The sequence below is a fragment of the Pseudomonas sp. fls2-241-TYG-175 genome, assembly GCF_030209155.1.
Taxonomy (GTDB): domain Bacteria; phylum Pseudomonadota; class Gammaproteobacteria; order Pseudomonadales; family Pseudomonadaceae; genus Aquipseudomonas; species Aquipseudomonas viridiflava.
In genome coordinates, this window is sequence record NZ_JARVSO010000016.1 from 110,203 (window position 1) to 130,907 (window position 20,705).

11 protein-coding genes are annotated in these 20,705 nt (G+C 62.1%); 9 read left to right on the top strand and 2 right to left on the bottom strand.

The features are described from left to right. Positions 1-52: 52 nt before the first annotated feature. The gene (pvdQ, locus tag QRN20_RS13485; RefSeq protein WP_285360561.1) at positions 53-2,401 is read right to left on the bottom strand and encodes a bifunctional acylase PvdQ; all 2,349 of its coding nucleotides are present in this window, start codon (positions 2,399-2,401) and stop codon (positions 53-55) included. A gap of 197 nt (positions 2,402-2,598) precedes the next feature. Between pvdQ and QRN20_RS13490 the strand changes: the two genes are divergently transcribed. The 3 genes from QRN20_RS13490 to QRN20_RS13500 are packed head-to-tail and all read left to right on the top strand — an operon-like array spanning position 2,599 to position 7,139. After that, the gene (locus tag QRN20_RS13490; protein ID WP_122412199.1) at positions 2,599-3,771 is read left to right on the top strand and encodes an efflux RND transporter periplasmic adaptor subunit; all 1,173 of its coding nucleotides are present in this window, start codon (positions 2,599-2,601) and stop codon (positions 3,769-3,771) included. After that, on the top strand, positions 3,772-5,739 hold the full coding sequence (locus QRN20_RS13495) for a MacB family efflux pump subunit (protein ID WP_122418062.1): 1,968 nt from the start codon (positions 3,772-3,774) through the stop codon (positions 5,737-5,739). It abuts the gene before it with no gap. An 11-nt stretch (positions 5,740-5,750) separates the two neighbouring features. Next, entirely contained in the window at positions 5,751-7,139 is a 1,389-nt protein-coding gene (locus QRN20_RS13500) for an efflux transporter outer membrane subunit (RefSeq protein ID WP_122428867.1), read from the top strand. Between the two features lie 459 nt (positions 7,140-7,598). Here QRN20_RS13500 and pvdP read toward each other — a convergent pair whose 3' ends face one another. Continuing rightward, on the bottom strand, positions 7,599-9,233 hold the full coding sequence (gene pvdP, locus QRN20_RS13505; protein WP_122428868.1) for a pyoverdine maturation tyrosinase PvdP: 1,635 nt from the start codon (positions 9,231-9,233) through the stop codon (positions 7,599-7,601). 321 nt (positions 9,234-9,554) lie between these two features. Here pvdP and pvdM point away from each other — a divergent pair, with 321 nt between their 5' ends. The 6 genes from pvdM to QRN20_RS13535 all read left to right on the top strand — a co-directional run bounded on the left by pvdM (position 9,555) and on the right by QRN20_RS13535 (position 20,315). Continuing rightward, positions 9,555-10,898 (top strand): pyoverdine-tailoring dipeptidase-like protein PvdM, encoded by a 1,344-nt coding sequence (pvdM, locus tag QRN20_RS13510; protein ID WP_058432633.1) that lies wholly within the window; start codon positions 9,555-9,557, stop codon positions 10,896-10,898. Continuing rightward, positions 10,895-12,175 (top strand): pyoverdine-tailoring periplasmic protein PvdN, encoded by a 1,281-nt coding sequence (gene pvdN / locus QRN20_RS13515; RefSeq protein WP_122414158.1) that lies wholly within the window; start codon positions 10,895-10,897, stop codon positions 12,173-12,175. The genes pvdM and pvdN overlap by 4 nt, the downstream gene beginning before the upstream one ends. 57 nt (positions 12,176-12,232) lie before the next feature. Beyond that, complete coding sequence (gene pvdO / locus QRN20_RS13520; protein ID WP_122428869.1) at positions 12,233-13,093, top strand: dihydropyoverdine dehydrogenase; 861 nt, start codon at positions 12,233-12,235, stop codon at positions 13,091-13,093. 63 nt (positions 13,094-13,156) lie between these two features. After that, positions 13,157-14,821, top strand: coding sequence for a cyclic peptide export ABC transporter (locus QRN20_RS13525; RefSeq protein WP_122428870.1), 1,665 nt, complete (start codon positions 13,157-13,159; stop codon positions 14,819-14,821). Positions 14,822-15,126: 305 nt separating this feature from the next. After that, positions 15,127-17,373, top strand: a complete 2,247-nt coding sequence (locus tag QRN20_RS13530; RefSeq protein ID WP_088234938.1) for a TonB-dependent siderophore receptor — start codon at positions 15,127-15,129, stop codon at positions 17,371-17,373. Positions 17,374-17,885: 512 nt separating this feature from the next. Beyond that, the gene (locus tag QRN20_RS13535) at positions 17,886-20,315 is read left to right on the top strand and encodes a TonB-dependent siderophore receptor (protein WP_423242174.1); all 2,430 of its coding nucleotides are present in this window, start codon (positions 17,886-17,888) and stop codon (positions 20,313-20,315) included. Positions 20,316-20,705: the final 390 nt, after the last annotated feature.

Here is a 20,705-nt window from a genome sequence, read left to right on the forward strand (position 1 = left end):
ATTGGGCCGTGCGGCCCAATCACTGCTATTGCCTGATTCAGCTTTTGACTAATCAATGCACGGGCGGGGAAAGTTGCTCCCTGATTTCCTGCACCTGATACGCCGGATCAGCCTTGATCTGCTGCTCGGTAAACGGCAGGTCAGCCCACCGCTTATTGGAGAACGCCTCGGTTTGATCCCGCGAATGCGCCGACTGCGGATTGCTCGATTCGGAGAACGCCAATAATCCCTTGGCCTGCGGTCCATTTTCGTCGAATGTCACCACTTGCAGGTAGCTGGTACCGCTGACCACTTCACGCTTGCCATCCTTGCCCGCCACTGTCTGCATGGCGTTGTAAACGCCCAGTACCGCAGGACCGCCGTGGATCGGAACCGATACACCGCTTTGGCTCGACACCTGAATATCACCCCAGGTCGTCTTCGCCGTCAGGCCCACCTTGCTCACCTCGTCCTGCGCCGTCAGCATGGCAGCGCGTAACGCCGTGGCGACTTCCGGGTACTCGATGGCCAGACCACGGGGCGTGTGAATCGGATCGTTGGCATCGAACACTACCCGCCAGCGCGAACCGACGGACTGCATCGCGGTCATGATTTTCTGGAAGTACACGAAGCCCACACCACTGCTCAGGTCGACTCGACCGTCCCAGGCTTTCAATGCCGTGCACAGCGGTGCCAGGCGCTTTTCGTCATCACCCAGTCCTGTCGCACAAAACTGCAAAAGATCAGGCAACACCTGCCCGGCCTGATACACCTCGTTGTCCATCACCATGGCCTGCAGGTTCTCGACACTGACCTTGCCCGCCTGCTGCAGCTTGCCGAGTCGATCCAGCGCAAAACGCGCACGCAGACCGAGCGGCTGGCCTTCCTGACTGATCAGCGGCGAAAAGTTTTTCTGCGGTACCGCCGGATTGACCATCCAGGCCGAGTCGTTGGAGTGCTGCACGAAGTCGGTCCGCAGCAATTGCGGCTGGCGCGACGAGGGATAGATGCCGGGCTGCGCGGCCTCGGGCACGACGTCCCAGTTACAGTCGCTGCGCGAACCGTCGAGGATGATCAGCTCGGTGCCGATGCGCGGGTCGCTGCACCTGGCAAGCTTGACCGCGTCGACATTCGGCACCACCGACAGGTTCATGTACAGCGCCTGACCCTTGGCATCCACCGCCACGGTGTTCACCCATGGGATGCCCTGAATGCTGCGTACCGAATCCTGAAATGCCTTGAGACTTTTCGCCTGATCCATGGCGTACCACTGCTGCAGCACGCGGTCATTTCCCAGGTTCGCATCGCGCAGGCTGAAAGCGTACTTATCGTCCCAGTCCAGCCTGCCCGGCCATTGCACCACAGGGCCAAATTTCGACGAATAGATCGTGCGGGTTACAGGCTTGATGCTGCCGTCCGCCTGTTTCGCCTCGACACTCACCTGTTGCTTGCCCATCGCCACTGATTTGCCGTCGAGCATGTAACGCGTCGAGTCCCTGGGATCGAGCGTCAGTCGATGCAACGTGAAGTGTCTGGACGTGTCGACGGTGTGAGTCCAGGCCAAGTGCTGATTGAAGCCGATGTTGATCAGCGGCAGACCCGGCAACGCCGCGCCCATCACGTCCAGTTTGCCGGGAATGGTCAGGTGCATCTGATAGAAACGCATGCCGCCGCCCCATGGAAAATGCGGGTTGGCCAGCAACATGCCGCGTCCGTTGGCAGACAGTTCGCGCCCTATCGCCACTGCATTGCTGCCACGCTCCAGCGCAAATTGTTCATTGCGCGCGGCAGCCAGTTGCAGGACCTGACGTTGCTCGTTCTGGAGGCTGGCCTGAGCACCCGCTTGCGGCGGTCTGGCGCCGGCCAGCGCTTCGGTGAACTGGCCGACGCCGCCCTCGACCAGCAATCGGCGGGTCAGGCGCACCAGATCGTCGGTACTGATCGGTCGTACCCATTCGGCGGCGCAGGCTGTGGGCAGACCTTTGGCATTCTGCTCGTCCAGCGAGCGGTTATAGCCAGCCGCGTAACCCTGCATCAATTGACGAATCTCGGGCGGCTGGGCCTTCCAGAAGTCCGCGAGTGCTTCAGGTGTGTTCAACCATTTGAACAGCAGGTCGCTGGCCATATTGTTGCGCTGTTCGAGGGTCGCCTTGTCCGGCCCGAAATAGCGGGAGCGCTCGCCATTGACCGTGACGATCTCGCTCGCCAGCAGGCACAGATTGTCCTGGGCATAGGCGTAACCGATGCCATAACCCAGCCCGCGTTCGTCAGCGGCCACGATATGTGGCACGCCAAATGTCGTGCGACGCACCTGCGCCGAAGCGTTCTGATGCTCGGGAGCAACCAGTGCCTGGGCGGGTAAAACCAGCCCGAACGACAGACCCGCGACAATAAAACCGGACAACGGTCTGGAAATGATCATGCTGACTCCACCTCGAAAGGAAAACGGAACACGGCTGGAATGAGCCGCTCCCCTTAAACGATTCGGCAGAACAAAATTTAGTGAACAAAGCCAATTAATTGACAGCGCTAAATTCCGCCGCACTCCCCTCGTCTTAATGACAGCCCCAGTAGCCGTCGCCCGTCGACCGGCCGATTTTTTCCAGGCAGGAACCCTGCATGAAACGCTCTCGACTCCCTCGACGCACTGTCCTCGCGGCACTGTGCCTGTTTCCGGTCATCGCGGTGTGCGCGTGGCAGATCCTGCCGGGCGACCACAACAGGACGCCCACCGTCACCGTCACGCGCAGCAGCATTGAAAACAGCGTGACGGCGCTGGGCACGCTGCAACCGCGCAGTTATGTCGACGTGGGCTCGCAGGCAACCGGGCAGATCATGAAGATCCATGTGCAGGTGGGTGATCAGGTCAAGGAAGGTCAACTGTTGGTCGAGATCGATCCGTCCACGCAAAAAGCCAGGCTCGATGCAGCGCGCTACGCCATCGACAACCTCAAGGCCCAGCTTCAGGAGCAACGCGCGCTGCACGAACTGGCGCAGCAGAAGCAGCAACGTCAACAACGTCTGGCGGCCGGAGGTGCGACACGGGCCGAAGACGTGCAGGCGGCCGAGTCCGAGTTTCGCGCTACTCAGGCCAGGGTCGACATGTTCAAGGCGCAGATCCTTGAAGCCCAGGCGGCGTTGCGCAGTGACGAGGCCGCGCTGGGCTACACCCGCATCTACGCGCCCATGAGCGGCACAGTGGTTGCGCTGGATGCTCGCGAAGGCCAGACCCTCAACGCACAGCAACAGACCCCGCTGATCCTGCGCATCGCCCGCCTGTCGCCGATGACGGTGTGGGCCGAAGTGTCCGAAGCCGACATTGGCCATGTGAAACCCGGCATGAGCGCTTACTTCACGACCCTGAGCGGCGGCAGTCGGCGCTGGAAAAGCACCGTAAGGCAGATCCTGCCTGTGCCACCCAAACCTCTGGAGCAGGCCAATCAGGGCGGCGGCAGCCCGAGCAGTTCGCGCAAGAACGGTGGCGGCCGAGTGGTGCTGTACACCGTGCTGCTGGACGTCGACAACGACGATCAGGCACTGATGGCCGAGATGACGGCGCAGATCTTTTTCGTTGCAGACAGCGCGCAGAACACCCTGACCGCGCCACTTTCCGCTTTGAAAAACGGTACGCAAGGCGATCTGCAGACCGCGCAGGTGCTGACCGCCAGCGGCGAAGTGCAGAGCCGTCAGGTGCGCACCGGGATCAGCGACCGGTTGCGGGTGCAGATACTCGACGGTCTTGAGGAAGGCGACCGTTTGCTGGTGCCCTCCTCGCCTGGCAGCGGAGGCTGAATGCAGACGCCGCTGATTGACCTGCGGGCCATTCGAAAATCCTACGGCGGAGGCGACAGCCCGCAGGTCAACGTCCTGCAGGGCATCGACCTGTCGATTCACGCCGGAGAGTTCGTCGCGATTGTCGGCGCGTCCGGCTCCGGCAAATCGACGCTGATGAATATTCTGGGCTGCCTGGATCGCCCTACCTCGGGTGAATACCTGTTTGCAGGCGAAAACGTCGCGGAGCTGGGCAGCGACGAGCTGGCCTGGCTGCGCCGCGAAGCGTTCGGCTTCGTGTTTCAGGGCTATCACCTGATCCCGTCCGGCTCGGCACAGGAAAACGTCGAGATGCCGGCGATCTACGCTGGCACACCCGCTGCGCAACGCCATGCCCGTGCCGCTGCCCTGCTGGACCGGCTGGGGCTTGGTTCGCGCACCGGCAATCGCCCGCATCAACTGTCCGGCGGCCAGCAGCAGCGAGTGTCCATTGCCCGCGCCTTGATGAACGGTGGCCATATCATCCTGGCCGATGAGCCGACCGGCGCACTGGACAGCCACAGCGGCGCGGAAGTCATGACGTTACTGGACGAGCTGGCCAGTCAGGGCCACGTCGTCATTCTGATTACCCACGACCGCGAAGTCGCTGCCCGCGCCAGGCGTGTCATCGAAATCAGCGACGGGCGAATCATCAGCGATACGCTCAGCGAGACCGCTGGGGATGCTCAGCCAACAGGCGCACTGCAAGCGGTGGATCTGCGGACGCGACTGGCCCAGGGCAGCAACGCCCGCAGCGCGTGGAAAGGCGAGTTGCTCGACGCCGTTCAGGCAGCGTGGCGAGTGATGTGGATCAACCGATTCCGCACTGCACTGACGTTGCTGGGCATTGTCATCGGCGTGGCCTCGGTCGTGGTCATGCTTGCGGTCGGCGAAGGCAGCAAGCGTCAGGTCATGGCGCAGATGTCGTCGTTCGGTTCCAACATCATTTACCTTAATGGCAAGGCCCCCAGCCCGCGTGCGCCGAAAGGCATCATCACGCTGGAAGAGGTCGCCGCGCTGGGCGATCTGCCCGAGGTCCGCATGATCATGCCGGTCAACGGCGGGCAGGCAGGTGTGCGCTTCGGCAATGTCGATCATTCCAGCTACGTGGGCGGCAATGACACGCACTTCCCGGCCATTTTCAACTGGCCGGTGGTAGAAGGCAGTTACTTCACCGAAGCCGATGAACAGAGTGCCGCGGCAGTGGCCGTGATCGGACACAAGGTCCGGCAGAAACTGTTCGGCGAGCCCATCGACCCCATCGGCCAGTACATCCTGATCGAGAACGTACCGTTTCAGGTGGTCGGCGTGCTTCAGGAAAAGGGCGCCAGTTCGGGCGATCTGGACAGCGACAATCGCATCGCGATTCCCTATTCGGCGGCCAGCATTCGCCTGTTCGGCTCGCAGGATCCCGAGTACATCACCATCGCCACCCGCGACGCCGACAACGTCAAACAGGCCGAAGCGGCGATCCGCAATTTGCTGAACCAGTTGCACAACGGCAAGCAGGATTACGAGCTGACCAACAACGCGGCGATGATCCAGGCCGAGGCCCGTACCCAGAACACGCTGTCGTTGATGCTCGGCTCGATTGCGGCGATCTCGCTGCTGGTCGGCGGCATTGGCGTGATGAACATCATGCTGATGACCGTGCGCGAGCGGACCCGGGAAATCGGCATCCGCATGGCCACCGGTGCGCGTCAGAGCGACATTCTCCGTCAGTTTCTTACCGAAGCGGTGATGCTCTCGGTGGTCGGCGGTCTGGCCGGTATCGTCCTCGCGCTGGGCATGGGCACAGTGCTGTTGCTGAGCAACGTGGCCGTGGCCTTTTCCCTGTCGGCCGTGGCCGGGGCCTTTGGCTGTGCGCTGATCACCGGGGTGATCTTCGGCTTCATGCCCGCCCGCAAAGCCGCGCGCCTCGACCCGGTGGCGGCCCTTACCAGTCAATGAAGGGTCAATCCATGAAACCACGCCTCACGCTGTTGACCACGTGCCTGTTGCTGGCCGCCTGCGGCACGTCCGCGCCCGTACCGGACATCGGCGTCCTGCCGCCGCCAACCTGGGCGTTTGCCCAGAGCGCGGCGACTCAGCGCAACGACGCCAGCTGGTGGCAACGCTTCGACAGCCCGGAACTGAATCGCCTGATCGAGCAGGCCAGCCGTGACAGTCATGAAGTCGGCGCGGCCATGGCGCGGGTGCGTCAGGCCCAGGCGACGGCGATCATCGGTGGCGCGCCGTTGTTGCCGGAACTGAGTTATGACCTGCGCGGCGAGCGCAACACATTCATGCGCAGCAGCGACCGTAAGGCCAATCCGTCGGACGACAACAACACCGACATGTTCACCGCCGCCCTGACCGCCAGCTATGAAGTGGACTTCTGGGGCGGCGTGGCGGCCGGTCGCGACAGCGCCGTGCAGCGTTTGCGTGCCAGCCAGTTCGATCAGGCGACCGTGGAGCTGACACTGCTCAGCAATGTAGCCGACCGCTACGCACAAACCCTGTCAGCCCGCGAGCAGGGCCGTATCGCCGCGCTCAACCTGGCCAACGCGCAGGATGTGTTGCGACTGGTGCAGACACGTTACGACTCGGGGTCGGCAACGGCACTGGAACTGGCACAGCAGAAAAATCTGGTCGCCACCCAGCAGCGCGAATTGCCACGGATTCAGCAACTGGCCAACGAGCAGTTGATCACCCTCGCCGCCCTGCTGGGCCAGCCGGTGCAGAACCTCAAACTCGGTGGTCAGGCGTTTGACACCCTGAGCTGGCCAGACATCGGCAGCGGCGTGCCCAGCGATCTTCTCACCCGCCGCCCGGACCTGGCCAAAGCCGAAGCCGAGCTGGCAGCCGCGCACGCCGACGTCACGGTCGCCCGCGCCGCGATGCTGCCCAAGATGACCTTGAGTGCCCGCGTCGGCACCGAATCGGTCCGCGCCGAAGACTGGCTGCGCGCACCGTTCAGCAGCCTGGCGGCAGGTCTGGTCGGGCCGATCTTCAACAATGGCCGCCTCGGAGCCGAGCGCGACCGGACCACGGCGCGGCAGGAAGAACTGCTGGAAACCTATCGCGGCGCGATCATCAACGGCTTCGCCGACGTGGAAAAGGCACTCAACAGCATCGACGGCCTTGATCGACAGCGTGGCTGGCATGAAGAAGAACTGAAACAGGCGCAGACCGCGTTTCGCATCGCCCAGAGTCGTTATCAGGAAGGCGCCGAAGACCTGCTGACCGTGCTGGAAACCCAACGCACCCTGTATCAGGCGCAGGACGTCAGCGTGCAGTTAAGGTTATCGAGAATGCAGGCGAGTATCGCGCTGTACAAAGCGCTGGGCGGTGGCTGGCAGGTGCACTGAGTTGCATGGCGGACGCGGAGCGTCCTGAGAGGCGTTCCCACGCTGGAGCGATGGGAACGATCCGGGGCGAAACACTGATCGTGCCTCACGCCTCACGCTCATCGTAATACACAAGTCCGCCCAACACTGATCGTGCCCATCGCTCCGCGCGGGAGGCGGCTTGCCGGCGATGGCGTCTACTCAGTCGCTGATAGAGCGCGTCAGAAACCGCATCGCCGGCAAGCCGCCTCTTATCAAATAACCTGTAAGCCACTGAAGGAATTGGATTTTGTGGGAGCGGACCGGGCGGCGTTCCGTTTGTCCGCGAATGCTGTAGTTCAGCCGATGAATATTCGTCGGATGTACAGGCCTTTTCGCGGACAAGTCCGCTCCCACCAAGTTTGCTGCGCGACAGCGCTACGTCGAAGACGTGGTGGTGCCTCCCACAGTCCGGTGAGCTGCAAGACTGCGTATATCGATCTAAAACCACTTCTCCGGCAGCAGATTGCGCGCATACCACGGGCGACGCGGTACGCGGCGGATCAGGTCGCCGAGTTTTTCGTCGGCGGCAAAGGTAATGCGCAGCGCGAGCTTCATGACTTCCGGGTCCATCTCCATGGAGGTCCCGGCCTGCAGGCCCGGCGTGGTGCTGCAACCGTGGGTCACCGGCCCCAGCCACGGGTCGCTGACTTCCACCCAGCGACCCGGCGCGAACCAAGGCACGCCGTTGACCTCGAGGCGCTTCACTTCACCCGGATGAAAACGCTCGTGCGCCCGGAACCAGTCATCGATACGGTCGTCGATCCAGCCATGGAACATCCAGAAAACCGGGTTCACGTGGGACGAAAACGGGTCGGCCAGAAAGTCGTTTTCCGGCCCGAACCAGCGCTCGGAAAAGTCATCCGAACGCCTTGCCATCGGTACCGGCTGGCCGTTGGCCGGGTCGCGGGCCACCGAGGCCCAGCGCATGTGCAGCCAGTCATGCAGCTCCAGCTCGACCTGCGAACCGAACTGCCCCAGCGTCAGCTTCGACAGAAAGCGCGGGTCACGGTACTGGGATTCCCAGACCTGAAAATGGGTGTGATAGGTCTCGGGGCTTTTGATGTCGCTGACCAGTTGAGTGTATTCCTCGTCGCCCTGCGCCAGCCAGTTCGGCGGCAGTGAACAGCCGTCGTGATTGTCGAAGTAACGTGCGAAACCCGGCCGGTCGCGCTCAAGTTCTGGCTGCGGCATTGGAAAACGCGGCCACGATGGCAGGTCCTGAATCTGCCGCGCCTGAATCAGCATGTGCCGGTGCATGAAGAAGAAGTCCACGCCCGAGCCGTTCCGGTCCTTGCGCGGTCCGCGAGCATCGCGCTCCTTGTCCCGCGGCCCTGGCTGCCAGCCGATACCGCGCAGGGCTTCCTGCTTGTCGGTGGGCAGTTTGTGCCATTTGTCCCGGGACGCATGCCAGAGCTGGTGGAACAGGCGATGTTCCTTTGAAATCAGCCAGGCGTGAAACTCAGGCGTCAGACTGACCCGCTCCCGCGCTTCCGGGAACAATTGCTTGACCGCGATCACCCGGTTTTCCAGCTCCGGCAAGGCCAGCGGTCGGTCAAGGCGTTCGATACGACCACTCAGCGTGCCGCTGCCCGCATTGCCGAATCCGCCCCATACCTCATCGAGGATCAGGCTGAACTCGTAATCCGGGGTATCGCTGTGCGGGTCGTTGCCTGCGTGACCGTCCATGACCCGCAGATACAATTTGGCGGCGTTGGCCGGCTGCAGGTCGCCGATCACCCGAAAGCGCGGCATCGCCTCGCCACGCAGGTTGTCAGCAGTATCGATGTAACCGCGCATTCCACGACCGCGCGGGGCGATGTCGAGGAACAGCTCCAGGCCTTGCAACGGCGCATCACGCAGCCCTGCATCGCGACCCTCGAAGCGCAACGTCCACACGCCGCGCAGCTTGTTGGCCAAACGCTGGGTGGCGACGTCGGCCGGGCCTGCGGTGGCTTCGCCGGGTGTGATGGGTTCCTCGACGCGCGTGAGTTCCCGATGTGCATACCAGGCAGCCGGTACTGCCGCGCCGGTCAGCGCCAGCCCTGCCATGAACCCTCGTCGAGAAATCGTCATCACCCTACCTGTTACAGCCCCCGAGACACCGGGTATCCAGCTAGAACGTAAAGCCTGAGGATAAATTTACTTCTCAGCTTGCCTGCGCAGGAAGCGCACTGATCGAGCCCGAGCGCTCGGCTCACCGAATCCGCAGGCTGCACCATTTGTGACGCGGAGCGTCACGGGAGGCATGCCCACGCGGAGCATGGGTACGATCGGTTGCGGCCTGACAAGACCACCGCTAAATTTTCCCGCCATCCGCTCGTTCTCCCCAGATAGCAACGGCCCCGATGCCCGCATGCGAGGCAGGCCTGCACCGATCATCTGAACGAGACGGCAATGACAAGACCGCGTTGGAAAAAGGCTCTCTTCATCGGCCTGCCCCTGGCTCTGGCCATCAGTGCAGGCGCGGGTTATCTGGCCTGGAATTACTGGTCGCCAGCGGGTTACCCGGTGAAGGTCATGAAACAGGCCGAAGACCTGCAGGAACGGATCATTTCCTTCGACAGCCACATCACCGTGCCGATGAAGTTCGGCAGCGAGCGCAACGAAGCCGACAAGGATGGCTCAGGCCAGTTCGATCTGGTGAAAACCGCACGCGGGCGGCTGTCCGGCGCCGCACTGACGGTGTTCGGCTGGCCGGAAATCTGGAACGGCCCCAACGCACCGCATCGCCCGACGCCCGGCTTCGTCGATGAGGCGCGTCAGCAACAGGAAGTACGCTACAAGATCATCACCGGCATGGTGCGCGACTTCCCCAATCAGGTCGGCATCGCCTATACCCCGGACGACATGCGCCGCCTGCAGGGCGAAGGCAAGTTTGCGATCTTCATCAGCATGCTCAACGCCTACCCGCTGGGCAACGACCTCGATGCGCTGGACCGCTGGACCGCACGGGGCATGCGCATGTTCGGCTTCAGTTACGTGGGCAACAACAGCTGGGCGGACTCGTCGCGCCCGCTGCCCTTCCTCAACGATACGCCGGATGCACTGGGCGGTCTGTCCGACATCGGCAAACAGGCCGTACAGCGCCTGAACGATCTGGGCGTGATCATTGATGTATCGCAGATGTCGAGCAAGGCGCTGGAACAGATCAGCCAATTGAGCCGCACGCCAATGGTCGCCTCGCACTCGGCACCGCGTGCGCTGGTGGACATCCCGCGCAACCTCAGCGATGAGGAAATGCAGCTGATCAAGCAGAGCGGCGGCGTGGTGCAGGTGGTGGCCTTCCCCGCCTACCTCAAGCCCTTGAGTCAGAAAACCCAGGACAAGCTCAATACGCTGCGCAAGGAATTCGACCTGCCGCCGCTGCCGAATCTGGCCATGGCGCTGATGCCCGGCGACGCGATCATTACGGTCTGGCCGGAACAACGCTTCGGTGCCTACGCGAGCAAGTTGTACGCCATTCTCGAGGAAGAACCCAAGGCCACGGTCAAGGATTTCGTCAACGCCATCGACTACACCGTGCGCAAGATCGGCATCGATCACGTCGGCATCAGTTCCGACTTCAACGACGGCGGCGGCGTGAACGGCTTCAACGATGTCAGCGAGATCCGCAACGTGACCGCCGAGCTGATCGAGCGCGGCTATGCCGAAGCGGACATTGCCAAACTGTGGGGCGGCAACTTCCTGCGCGTCTGGGAACAGGTGCAAGCCTCGGCAAAACCGGTGGCCCAGCCATGACTGATCGCAGAACATTCCTCAAACAGGCCGGGCTGCTGGCCGCCGCCCTTCCGCTCGGCTCGGGCCTGATCGCGCCTGCTGTGGCCGCCACAAAAGAGCCTGTATCAGCAGACAAGTGGATCGGCTTGAAACAGCTGTTCAATCAGGACCCGGACTACATCCACTTCTCCAACTTCCTGGTGACCTCGCACCCGAAGCCGGTGCGGGATGCCATCGAGCAGCACCGCGCCCACATCGACCGCAACCCCGGTCTGGCAATGGACTGGGATCTGCAGGAAACCGAACTGCGTGAACATGACGTTCGGGTCTGGGCGGGCAAGTACCTGAACGCCAAACCCGGCCAGATCGCCCTGACCGGCAGCACCACCGAAGGACTGGCGATCATCTACGGCGGCCTGCATGTGCGCCCGGATCAGGAAATTCTCACCACTGAGCACGAGCACTCCTGCGCACGCAGCATCCTCAATTTCCGCCAGCAGCGCGACGGCACTCAGGTGCGCAGGATCCGGCTGTTCAAGGACCCGGCGCAGGTCTCAGCCGACGAAATCATCGGCTCGATTGCCCGCAGCATTCAGCCCAATACACGTGTACTGGGCATGACCTGGGTGCAATCGGGCAGCGGCGTGAAGCTGCCGCTCGGGGCCATCGGTGAGCTGGTCGAAGAGCACAACCGCAACCGCGACGCCAAGGACCGCATCCTCTATGTGGTCGACGGCGTGCACGGCTTTGGCGTGGAGAATCTGGATTTCCCGGACATGAAGTGCGACTACTTCGTGGCGGGCACCCACAAGTGGATGTTCGGCCCGCGCGGCACCGGGATTGTCTGCGCCCGTTCGGAACAGATGACCGACCTCACGCCGACGATCCCGACCTTTTCCGAAGCGACCAATTTCGCCACCACCATGACGCCGGGCGGCTACCACTCGTTCGAACATCGCTGGGCCTTGAACAAGGCCTTCGAGTTGCACCTGCAACTGGGCAAGGCCGACGTGCAGGCGCGCATCCATCAGCTCAACAGCTACATCAAGGAACGCCTGCAGGCGCAGCGCACTATCGAGCTGGTCACCCCGATGGATCCAGCCCTGTCGGCAGGCTTCAGTTTTTTCAGAATCAAGGATCAGGCCAGCGACGACGTTGCTGCATGGCTGATGAAAAACCGCATGGTGGTCGATGCGGTGAGCCGCGATGTCGGCCCGGTGGTGCGTACCGCGCCGGGCCTGTTGAACAGCGAAGCCGAGGTCGACCGTTTCATGGCGCTGCTCAGCCAGCGTACCTGACGCCTGCATAACTGCTCCGCATCACCTGCTTTCCGTTTTTTGCCATTGAGGCCCGTCATGAAAAAGATGCTGTTCACCCTGTCCCTGAGCTCGCTGCTCGGCCTGTCCTTGAGCGGCACCGCGCAGGCGGCCACACCCGAGGCCGGCAAAGTCTTCAAGGACTGCAAGGATTGCCCCGAGATGGTCGTGCTGCCTGCGGGCACCTTCGCCATGGGCGCGCCGGAAGAGGAACTGGGTCGCCAGCCGGACGAAGGCCCGATGCACGATGTGACCTTTGCAAAGCCCTTCGCCATCAGCCGATTTCAGGTACTGAGCGGCGAATGGGACGCCTACATCAAAAGCTCCGGTTACAAAATGCCGGACGGTGACACCCGTCCAGGACGTGAGTGCAAGGCAGGCAAGCCGCGCTATCCGCTGGGTCCGCGTCAGCCTGCGGTGTGCATGGACTGGAACGAAGCCAAGGCCTACGTCGCCTGGCTGTCGAAGAAGACCGGCAAGTCGTATCGCATGGTCAGCGAATCGGCCCGTGAATACGCCGCTCGTGGCGGCAGCAAGGGTTCGTTCCCGTTCCCGATGGATGAAGGCAAGCCCTACGGCATCGCCAGACACGCCAACACCTACGGCCCGGAAGACGGCTTCAGCTACACCGCTCCGGCGGGCAGCTATAGCCCGAACGACTTCGGCATCTACGACGCCCACGGCAACGTGTACGAGTGGACTGCCGACTGCGAGACCAGCAATTACAACGGCGCACCCACCGACGGCAGCGCCTGGCTGGCGGGCGATTGCACCTGGAAGATGATCCGCGGCAACGACTGGACCGAAGCGCCGATCTTCTCGCGCTCCGGCAACCGCAACAGCCGTCAGCCGGATGTGCGTGGCGACTGGCTGGGCTTCCGGGTCATGCGCGACCTCTGACCGACTCATCGAGCCTGCGGCCTTTGCCAGGGGCCGCAATCACGGACACTTACGAGAACCCTCATGACCCTCAAAACCCAAAGCCTCGCCGGGGAAACCCTGAGGATCCTCAAACCCTTCTGGTGGCTGGTGGCGCTGTCGACGGTGCTGGGGATCGTCAGTGGCCTGAGCGTGACGGCGCTGCTGGCCACGATCAACAACGCGATGAACCTGCCGGGCGGGCCGAACACCCACACCGCGCTGCTGTTCGCCGGGCTGTGCGTGCTGACGCTGGCGTGCTCGACACTGTCCAACCTGTCGACCAACTACGTGGGCCAGCGCGTGGTCGCCAACCTGCGCCGCGAACTGGCGGCCAAGGTGCTGGTGGCGCCTATCGAGCAACTGGAACGCTACCGCTCGCATCGACTGATTCCGGTGTTGCTCAACGACGTCAACACCCTCAGCACCTTTGCCCTGTCGGTGGCGCCGATGGTGATCGCCTTCACCGTGACCCTCGGTTGCCTGACCTATCTGGCGCTGTTGTCCTGGCAGATTCTGGCGCTGACAGTACTGACCGTGGTGCTGGGCACCGGTGCGCAGTTCCTGGCCCACCGATTCGGCATGCGCAGCATTCTGGCAGCACGCAACGGCGAGGACGAACTGCAGAAGCACTATCAGGCGCTGTCGGCGGGTGCCAAGGAGCTGCGCATCCAGCGCAAGCGTCGTCAGCACATGCTCGATGAGAAGATTCAGGGTGCCACCGAGCAGATCTGCCGCTCGAACATCCGTGCGGCGAACATCTTTGTCAGCGCAGAGACCTTCGGCTCGATGCTGTTCTTTGCGGTGATCGGCATGGCCATCGCCTTTCAGGCCCTGTGGCCGACGACCGAGAAGACCGTGCTGGGCGGTTTCGTGCTGGTGATGCTGTACATGAAAGGCCCGCTGGAACGCCTGATCAACTCCCTGCCCGCCATCAGCCGCGCGCAGATCGCCATGCGCCGCATCGCCGAGCTGTCGTGGAAGTTTTCAAGCCCCGAGCCGCACCTGCTGGTCAGTGACCGGCCCAACTCGCTGGCCAGTCTCAAGACGCTGGAACTGCATCAACTGCGTTACGACTACCCACCTGTCGAAGGCAGCGACGCGTTCCACCTCGGCCCGGTCAACCTGAGTATCAAGCAGGGCGATATCGTGTTCATCGTCGGCGAGAACGGCTGCGGCAAGACCACGCTGATCAAGTTGCTGCTGGGCCTGTACACGCCGCAGCAGGGCGAAATCCGCCTCAACGGCCAGACGGTGACGCCGGAAAACCTGGATGATTATCGGCAGCTGTTCACCACCATTTTCGCCGACTACTACCTGTTCGATGAGCCGCTGCAGGGTCAGGCCAGTCTCCTCGAAGACGCGGGCAAGTACCTGGAGCGGCTGGACATCGCCCACAAGGTCAGCATCCGCGACGGCGCATTTACCACCACCGACCTGTCCACCGGCCAGCGCAAGCGTCTGGCGCTGATCAATGCCTGGCTGGACGAGCGTCAGGTGCTGGTCTTCGACGAGTGGGCCGCCGATCAGGACCCGGCCTTCCGGCGTGTGTTCTACACAGAGCTGCTGCCTGAGCTCAAACAACAGGGCAAGACCATCATCGTGATTTCCCACGACGACCGGTATTTTTACATCGCCGACCAACTGGTGCGCATGCAGGCCGGCAAAATCGACGTCGAACAGGTACAGAACGCTTCCGTTTCCGCCTGATTTCAAGCGCTCCCCAAGCCCCGCCCGGCCTGTCCGCGAGCGGGGCTTTTTCGTTCTGCAGGCCACCTGCACATGAGCGTTAATAGCCATCCGCCACCTATTTTTCGCGCAATGTGAAAAATTCATTAAATAACAGTGATTCGCTTTCGTTCTCATTTACAGCAACGGTGCGCATGACTGCTTTCCCGCCCCGATTGCCCATAAAAAAGTTGCTCACGACGGCGCGAATGGCTGGCTGGACCAGACCGCGCAGATCTGATCGACGCTATCTGCCCTCTGCCGATACTCACTAAAAGAGCCACGTCATGCACAACCCGTCACGACTCACCCCGCTCAGCAAAGCCTTGCTGCTCCGCCCGATGTTCACTTCCCGACCATCCATGGCAGCCATGGGTTTCGCGCTTTGCATGCCGCTGGCTGCGCAGGTCCAGGCGGAGGAAGCCACTGCAGAAGGCCCCAGCACCGCAGGCACGGTGACCCTGGCCCCGACTGCCATCGACTCCAAATCGCTGGGCACCACCACCGACGGGACCGGTTCCTACACCACCGGCGCCGTGAGCATTGGCAAGGGCGCGCCGCAGTCATTGCGCGAAACGCCGCAATCGGTCAGCGTCGTAACCCGTCAGGTGATGGACGACAACAACCTGAACAGCCTCAGCGATGTTCTGGAAGACACGCCCGGCATGAGCTTCCAGTACCGCAATTTCGGCGGTCACGTGTACACCTCACGCGGTTTCTCGCTGCTGGCGGAGAGCTTTCTGGTCGATGGCATCGGCGGTCAGGGCTATCAGATCACTGGCTGGATGCAGCCGGATATGGCCATCTACGACCGTGTCGAAGTATTGCGCGGTGCGTCCGGTCTGCTGGTCGGTGCAGGGCAGCCAGGCGGCGCGGTGAACCTGGTGCGCAAGCGCCCGACCGCCGAGAACAAGTTTTCGATCACCACCCGCGCCGGATCCTGGGATCAATACCGGGTCGATCTGGACGGTAGCGGCAAGCTCAACGATTCGGGCACCCTGCGTGGCCGCATGGTCGCCGCCTATGACGACAGCGGCTCGTACCTGGATGGCCGTGACAGCCGCACGCCGCTGCTGTACGGCATCGTCGAAGCCGACGTGACCGACGACACCACGCTGACCATGAGCCTGCGTCGTCAGGAACAGGTCATCAACGGCTATTCCATCTATGGCCTGCCGCGCTACAGCAACGGCCAGTCGCTGGGCCTGTCGCGCTCGACCAACCTGGCGCAGGACTGGAACCGCCTCGAAAGCGACATGACCGAGGTCTTCACCGAAATCGAACACCGCTTCAACGATGACTGGAGAAGCCGGACCTCGTTGACCTACTCCCAGGGTGGGTTTGATCAGGCGATTGCGTATGCACGCGGCGCGGTGAACCCGACCACACTGGCAGGCTCGACCTTCCAGAACACGCTGTTCCGTAAGGACGAAGTCAACAGCACAGGCCTGAACAGCCAGCTGGAGGGCAACTTCAACGCGTTCGGCCTGAACCATCAGTTGACCCTGGGTGCCGACTGGTCCAGGCAGAAATCCAACACCAAACAGGCGCAGGTCAGAACGGCTTCGCCCATCAACATCTTCAACGTCAACCAGAACGCTTTCGCCAAGCCAGTGCGTCCGGCCTGGGGCAACGACATCGACATGACCGAAGAGCGTGCGGGCCTTTACGCCAACGCGCGCATTCACTTGAGCGAACCATTGAGCGTAGTGCTCGGCAGCCGCTTGAGCTGGTATGACTATAAGTACGATGTAAAAACCGGCGCAGCCAACAGCTATGAATCCAAGCAGACGCAGGAATTCACCCCGTTCGCCGGTCTGATCTACGACATCAACGACAATTGGTCGTGGTACGCCAGTTACGCCGATATCTTCACGCCGCAAGCCGATTTCGTCGACGTGGCTGGCTCGCCACTGGATCCGGCCATCGGTTCCAACTACGAGACCGGCTTCAAGGGCGAGTTGTTCGACAAGCGCTTGAACCTGTCGATGGCGCTGTTCTACATCAAGCAGAAGGACGTTGCCGCGGTTGACCTGTCTGCCGACGCCGCTTCCGTGTTCTGCCCGACCAGCTCGGACGGTTCGTGCTATGTGCAGGACGGCATCAAGCGCAGCAAGGGCGTGGAACTCGAAGCCAGCGGCGAAGTGCTGCCGGGCCTGCAGGTGTTCGGCGGTTATACCTACAACATGCTGCGTAACAATGGCGACGCGGAAGTTGCCTACGAAACGCCGAAACACATGCTGCGCCTCAACACCAGCTACAACCTGCCGGGCGCCTGGAATCGTCTGACCCTGGGTGCCGGTGTGTCGGCGGATTCGGGTTACGAAGTGCCTTCCAACGACCAGTTGGGTGTTTCAGGTCGCGCGATCTGGGATGCGCGTGCCTCCTGGAAGCTGGACGAAAACTGGCGTGTTTCGCTCAATGCCGAGAACCTGTTCGACCGCAAGTACTACACCACTGCAGTGGCCACCGACCGTTCCAACGTGTACGGCGAGCCGCGCAGTTACGTCCTGACCTTGCGCGGAGATTTCTGATCCACCGTCAGATTCACGGATAACGGCAACAGCCACAAGGCCAAGGGGAAACCCTTGGCTTTTTGTGCTTTCGCGGTGCCGACATCGAAGGTGTCTGCCCGATGCTGGAAACAGCCTGAAGAACACGGTCTTGTGGGAGGCGTCACCACGTCTTAGACGTAGCGCTGTCGCGCAGCAAACTCAGTGGGAGCGGACTTGTCCGCGAAAGGGCCAGTACATCCGACGAATATTCATCGCCTGAAATACAGTATTCGCGGACAAACGGAACGCCGCCCGGTCCGCTCCCACAAAATCCAGTTTCTTCAGTGGTTTACAGGTTGTTTGATAAGAGGCGGCTTGCCGGCGATGAACGATAACGCGGTCCGCCTGCGACACCGCGCTGGCTGCATCGCCGGCAAGCCGCCTCCCACAGACTGGTAAGTCAAAAACAATGAGCCTGCTGACGAAGACTGACACCCGGCCGACGACAAATACACTATCCTGCACGCGCGTACCAAAAGAGCCCTCCTGCTATGCCACCACCCTTCAGACGCTGCCACTCGGGACGCGTAAAACCCTTCGACAAACGCCCGAAATCCGGGTTGATGTTGAGGGTGCTGGGTCTGGTGTTCTCGCTGTTGCTCCAGGGCCAGGCGATGGCCGAGGAGCTGGACTTCGACATTTCCGCCCAGCCCTTGAGCAGCGCCTTGAAAGAACTGGCGCGCCAGGGCGATCTGCAAGTGCTGTACAACCCGGATGACATACGCGGCAAGACCAGCGGCGTGGTGCGCGGCAAGCTCACGCCCGAGCAGGCGGTCACGGATCTGCTGCGCAAGGCTGGAGTGGCGCATACCTTCGAAGCCAACACCCTGACGCTCAGCCGCACGCCGCTTCTGCCGCCTGTGACGCTCAAACCGGTGGCGATTCAGGCACAGCAGTTTGGCGTCACCACCGAGGGTAGCGGCTCGTACACCACCGCCGCCGTGAGCCTCAACAAGACACCTCAGTCACTGCGTGACACACCGCAATCCGTGACGGTGATGACCCGCCAGTTGATGGACGACAAGAACCTGACCGGGCTTGACGAGGTGATGGCGCAAACGCCGGGCATTACCTTCTCGCAACGCAACTTCGGCTCCCACGTCTACAGCTCGCGCGGCTTCGCCATGGAGGACGAAAGCTACACCATCGATGGTGTTTCCGGGCAGGGCTACAGCGTGACCGGCTGGATGACGCCGGACATGGCCATCTACGATCGTGTCGAAGTATTGCGCGGCGCGGCGGGCCTGCTGATCGGCGCAGGTAATCCGGGCGGAGCGGTCAATCTGGTGCGCAAGCGTCCGACGGCCATTCCTCAGCTCTCGGTGACCACCCGCGCAGGCAGTTGGGACAATTATCGCGTCGATCTGGATGGCAGCAGTCGCCTCAATGACTCGGGCAGTGTGCGCGGTCGCTTCGTGGCTTCATATGAAGACCGGGGCTACTTCATCGATGTGCTGCACAAGACCGCCCCGCTGCTCTACGGCATTCTGGAAAGCGATCTGAACGAGGACACCACGCTGACCCTCGGGATCCGCCGTCAGCGTGCGGACACTGACGGCTTCTCGATATTCGGCCTGCCGCGCTACAGCGACGGCCGGGCGCTCGAGGTGTCACGCTCGACCTCGCTGGCTCAATCCTGGAACCGTCACGAGACGCAGACTGATGAAGTCTTCAGCGAACTGGAACACCGTTTAGACGACGACTGGACGGCGAAGCTGTCGGCCACGCATTCCAACGGTTCGTTCGAACAGCAAGTCGCCTACGCCCAGGGTGCAATCGACCCGCAAACGCAGGCGGGCTCTCGGCTGGTCAAAACCCTGTTCCGTTCGGACGATCTGCAGAGCGATGGCCTGGACACCCATCTGGACGGCCGCTTCGAGGGGTTCGGGCTGACTCATCAGTTGACGCTGGGCGCCAACTGGTCGGAGCAGAAACGCGACTCACGCTACACCACCGTGAATACGGTTCGTGCGGTTGATGTGTTCAACGTCGACCACGACGCAGTCACCGAACCCGCGCGCCCGGCCTGGAGCAGTACCGACTTCAGCGACAAGCGCTACGGCGTCTACAGCAATCTGCGGCTGGCCCTGACCGAATCACTGAGTCTGGTCATGGGCGGCCGTGTGAGCTGGTATGACTATCAGACCCAATCGGCCGGATTGACGACCCGCGCCCGACAGGACAACGAAGTCACGCCCTTTCTCGGTGTGATCTACGACCTGTCCCCGAACTGGTCGTGGTACGCCAGCTACACCGACATCTTCCTGCCGCAGAGTGGCTATCGCACGGCGGGCGGCGCCCTGCTCGATCCGGCCATCGGCGCCAGTCACGAAACCGGGATCAAGGGCGAACTGCTCGACAAACGCCTGAACGTTTCCTTTGCCGTGTTCTACGTGAAACAGAAAGACGTGGCGGTCGAGGACGATACCCATGTCGGCGAGTGCCTGATGAACGACGCTTACGGGACCTGCTACCTGAACGGCGAAGTACGACGCAGCAAGGGTTTCGAGATGGAAGTCAGCGGCGAACTGCTGCCGGGGTTGCAGACGCTGGCGGGATATACCTTCAACCTCACCCGCGGCAGTGACGGGCAGTCCATTTCTGCCGAGACTCCGCGGCACATGGCACGCATCAGCAGCAATTACACCCTGCCCGGAGCGTGGAGGCGGCTGTCCGTTGGCGCTGGCGTTTCAGCCCAGAGCGGCTACCGGGAAACCGAATCGACCCAGGTCATCGAAAATCCCGGTCGGGCGATCTGGGATGCCCGCGTGTCGTGGAAGGTCGACGAGCACTGGTCCATCGCACTGAACGGCAACAACCTGCTCGACCGCAAGTATTACAAGGCTACTGGCGATATCGACCGGGGCAACTATTACGGCGATCCACGCAATTACGTCCTGACCGTGCGCGGGGATTTCTGAAGTTGCGCGTTGCCGACTCACGCTGATCGTTTTCTACCGAATCTCCGAGTCAACAGATCCACTGGGACTCAGAGCGTCCCGGGCTGCATGCCCTCGCGGAGCACTCATCGTCGCTGATCGTTCCTACGCTCTGCGTGGGAATGCCGCTCAGGACGCTCCGCGTCCGCTCTTGAATGTGGCGCAAACGCGTGGCCAAGCTCCAGCGTCATCACGTCATGCGCTCGGCTCACTGAATCCGCAATCTGTGCCATTTGTGACGCGGAGCGTCACGCGATGCATGCCCACGCGGAGCGATGGGCACGATCAGTGTATTGAGGATCAATGATCGTTCCGCACGCTCTGCGTGGGAATGCCGCTCAGGACGCTCCGCGTCCGGGGTGACGTACGATC

Bases quoted from the DNA above. Each gene is read 5' to 3' on its own strand.
- pvdQ (WP_285360561.1), bottom strand. From the start codon at position 2,401: ATGATCATTTCCAGACCGTTGTCCGGTTTTATTGTCGCGGGTCTGTCG.
- QRN20_RS13490 (WP_122412199.1), top strand. From the start codon at position 2,599: ATGAAACGCTCTCGACTCCCTCGACGCACTGTCCTCGCGGCACTGTGC.
- QRN20_RS13495 (WP_122418062.1), top strand. From the start codon at position 3,772: ATGCAGACGCCGCTGATTGACCTGCGGGCCATTCGAAAATCCTACGGC.
- QRN20_RS13500 (WP_122428867.1), top strand. From the start codon at position 5,751: ATGAAACCACGCCTCACGCTGTTGACCACGTGCCTGTTGCTGGCCGCC.
- pvdP (WP_122428868.1), bottom strand. From the start codon at position 9,233: ATGACGATTTCTCGACGAGGGTTCATGGCAGGGCTGGCGCTGACCGGC.
- pvdM (WP_058432633.1), top strand. From the start codon at position 9,555: ATGACAAGACCGCGTTGGAAAAAGGCTCTCTTCATCGGCCTGCCCCTG.
- pvdN (WP_122414158.1), top strand. From the start codon at position 10,895: ATGACTGATCGCAGAACATTCCTCAAACAGGCCGGGCTGCTGGCCGCC.
- pvdO (WP_122428869.1), top strand. From the start codon at position 12,233: ATGAAAAAGATGCTGTTCACCCTGTCCCTGAGCTCGCTGCTCGGCCTG.
- QRN20_RS13525 (WP_122428870.1), top strand. From the start codon at position 13,157: ATGACCCTCAAAACCCAAAGCCTCGCCGGGGAAACCCTGAGGATCCTC.
- QRN20_RS13530 (WP_088234938.1), top strand. From the start codon at position 15,127: ATGCACAACCCGTCACGACTCACCCCGCTCAGCAAAGCCTTGCTGCTC.
- QRN20_RS13535 (WP_423242174.1), top strand. From the start codon at position 17,886: ATGCCACCACCCTTCAGACGCTGCCACTCGGGACGCGTAAAACCCTTC.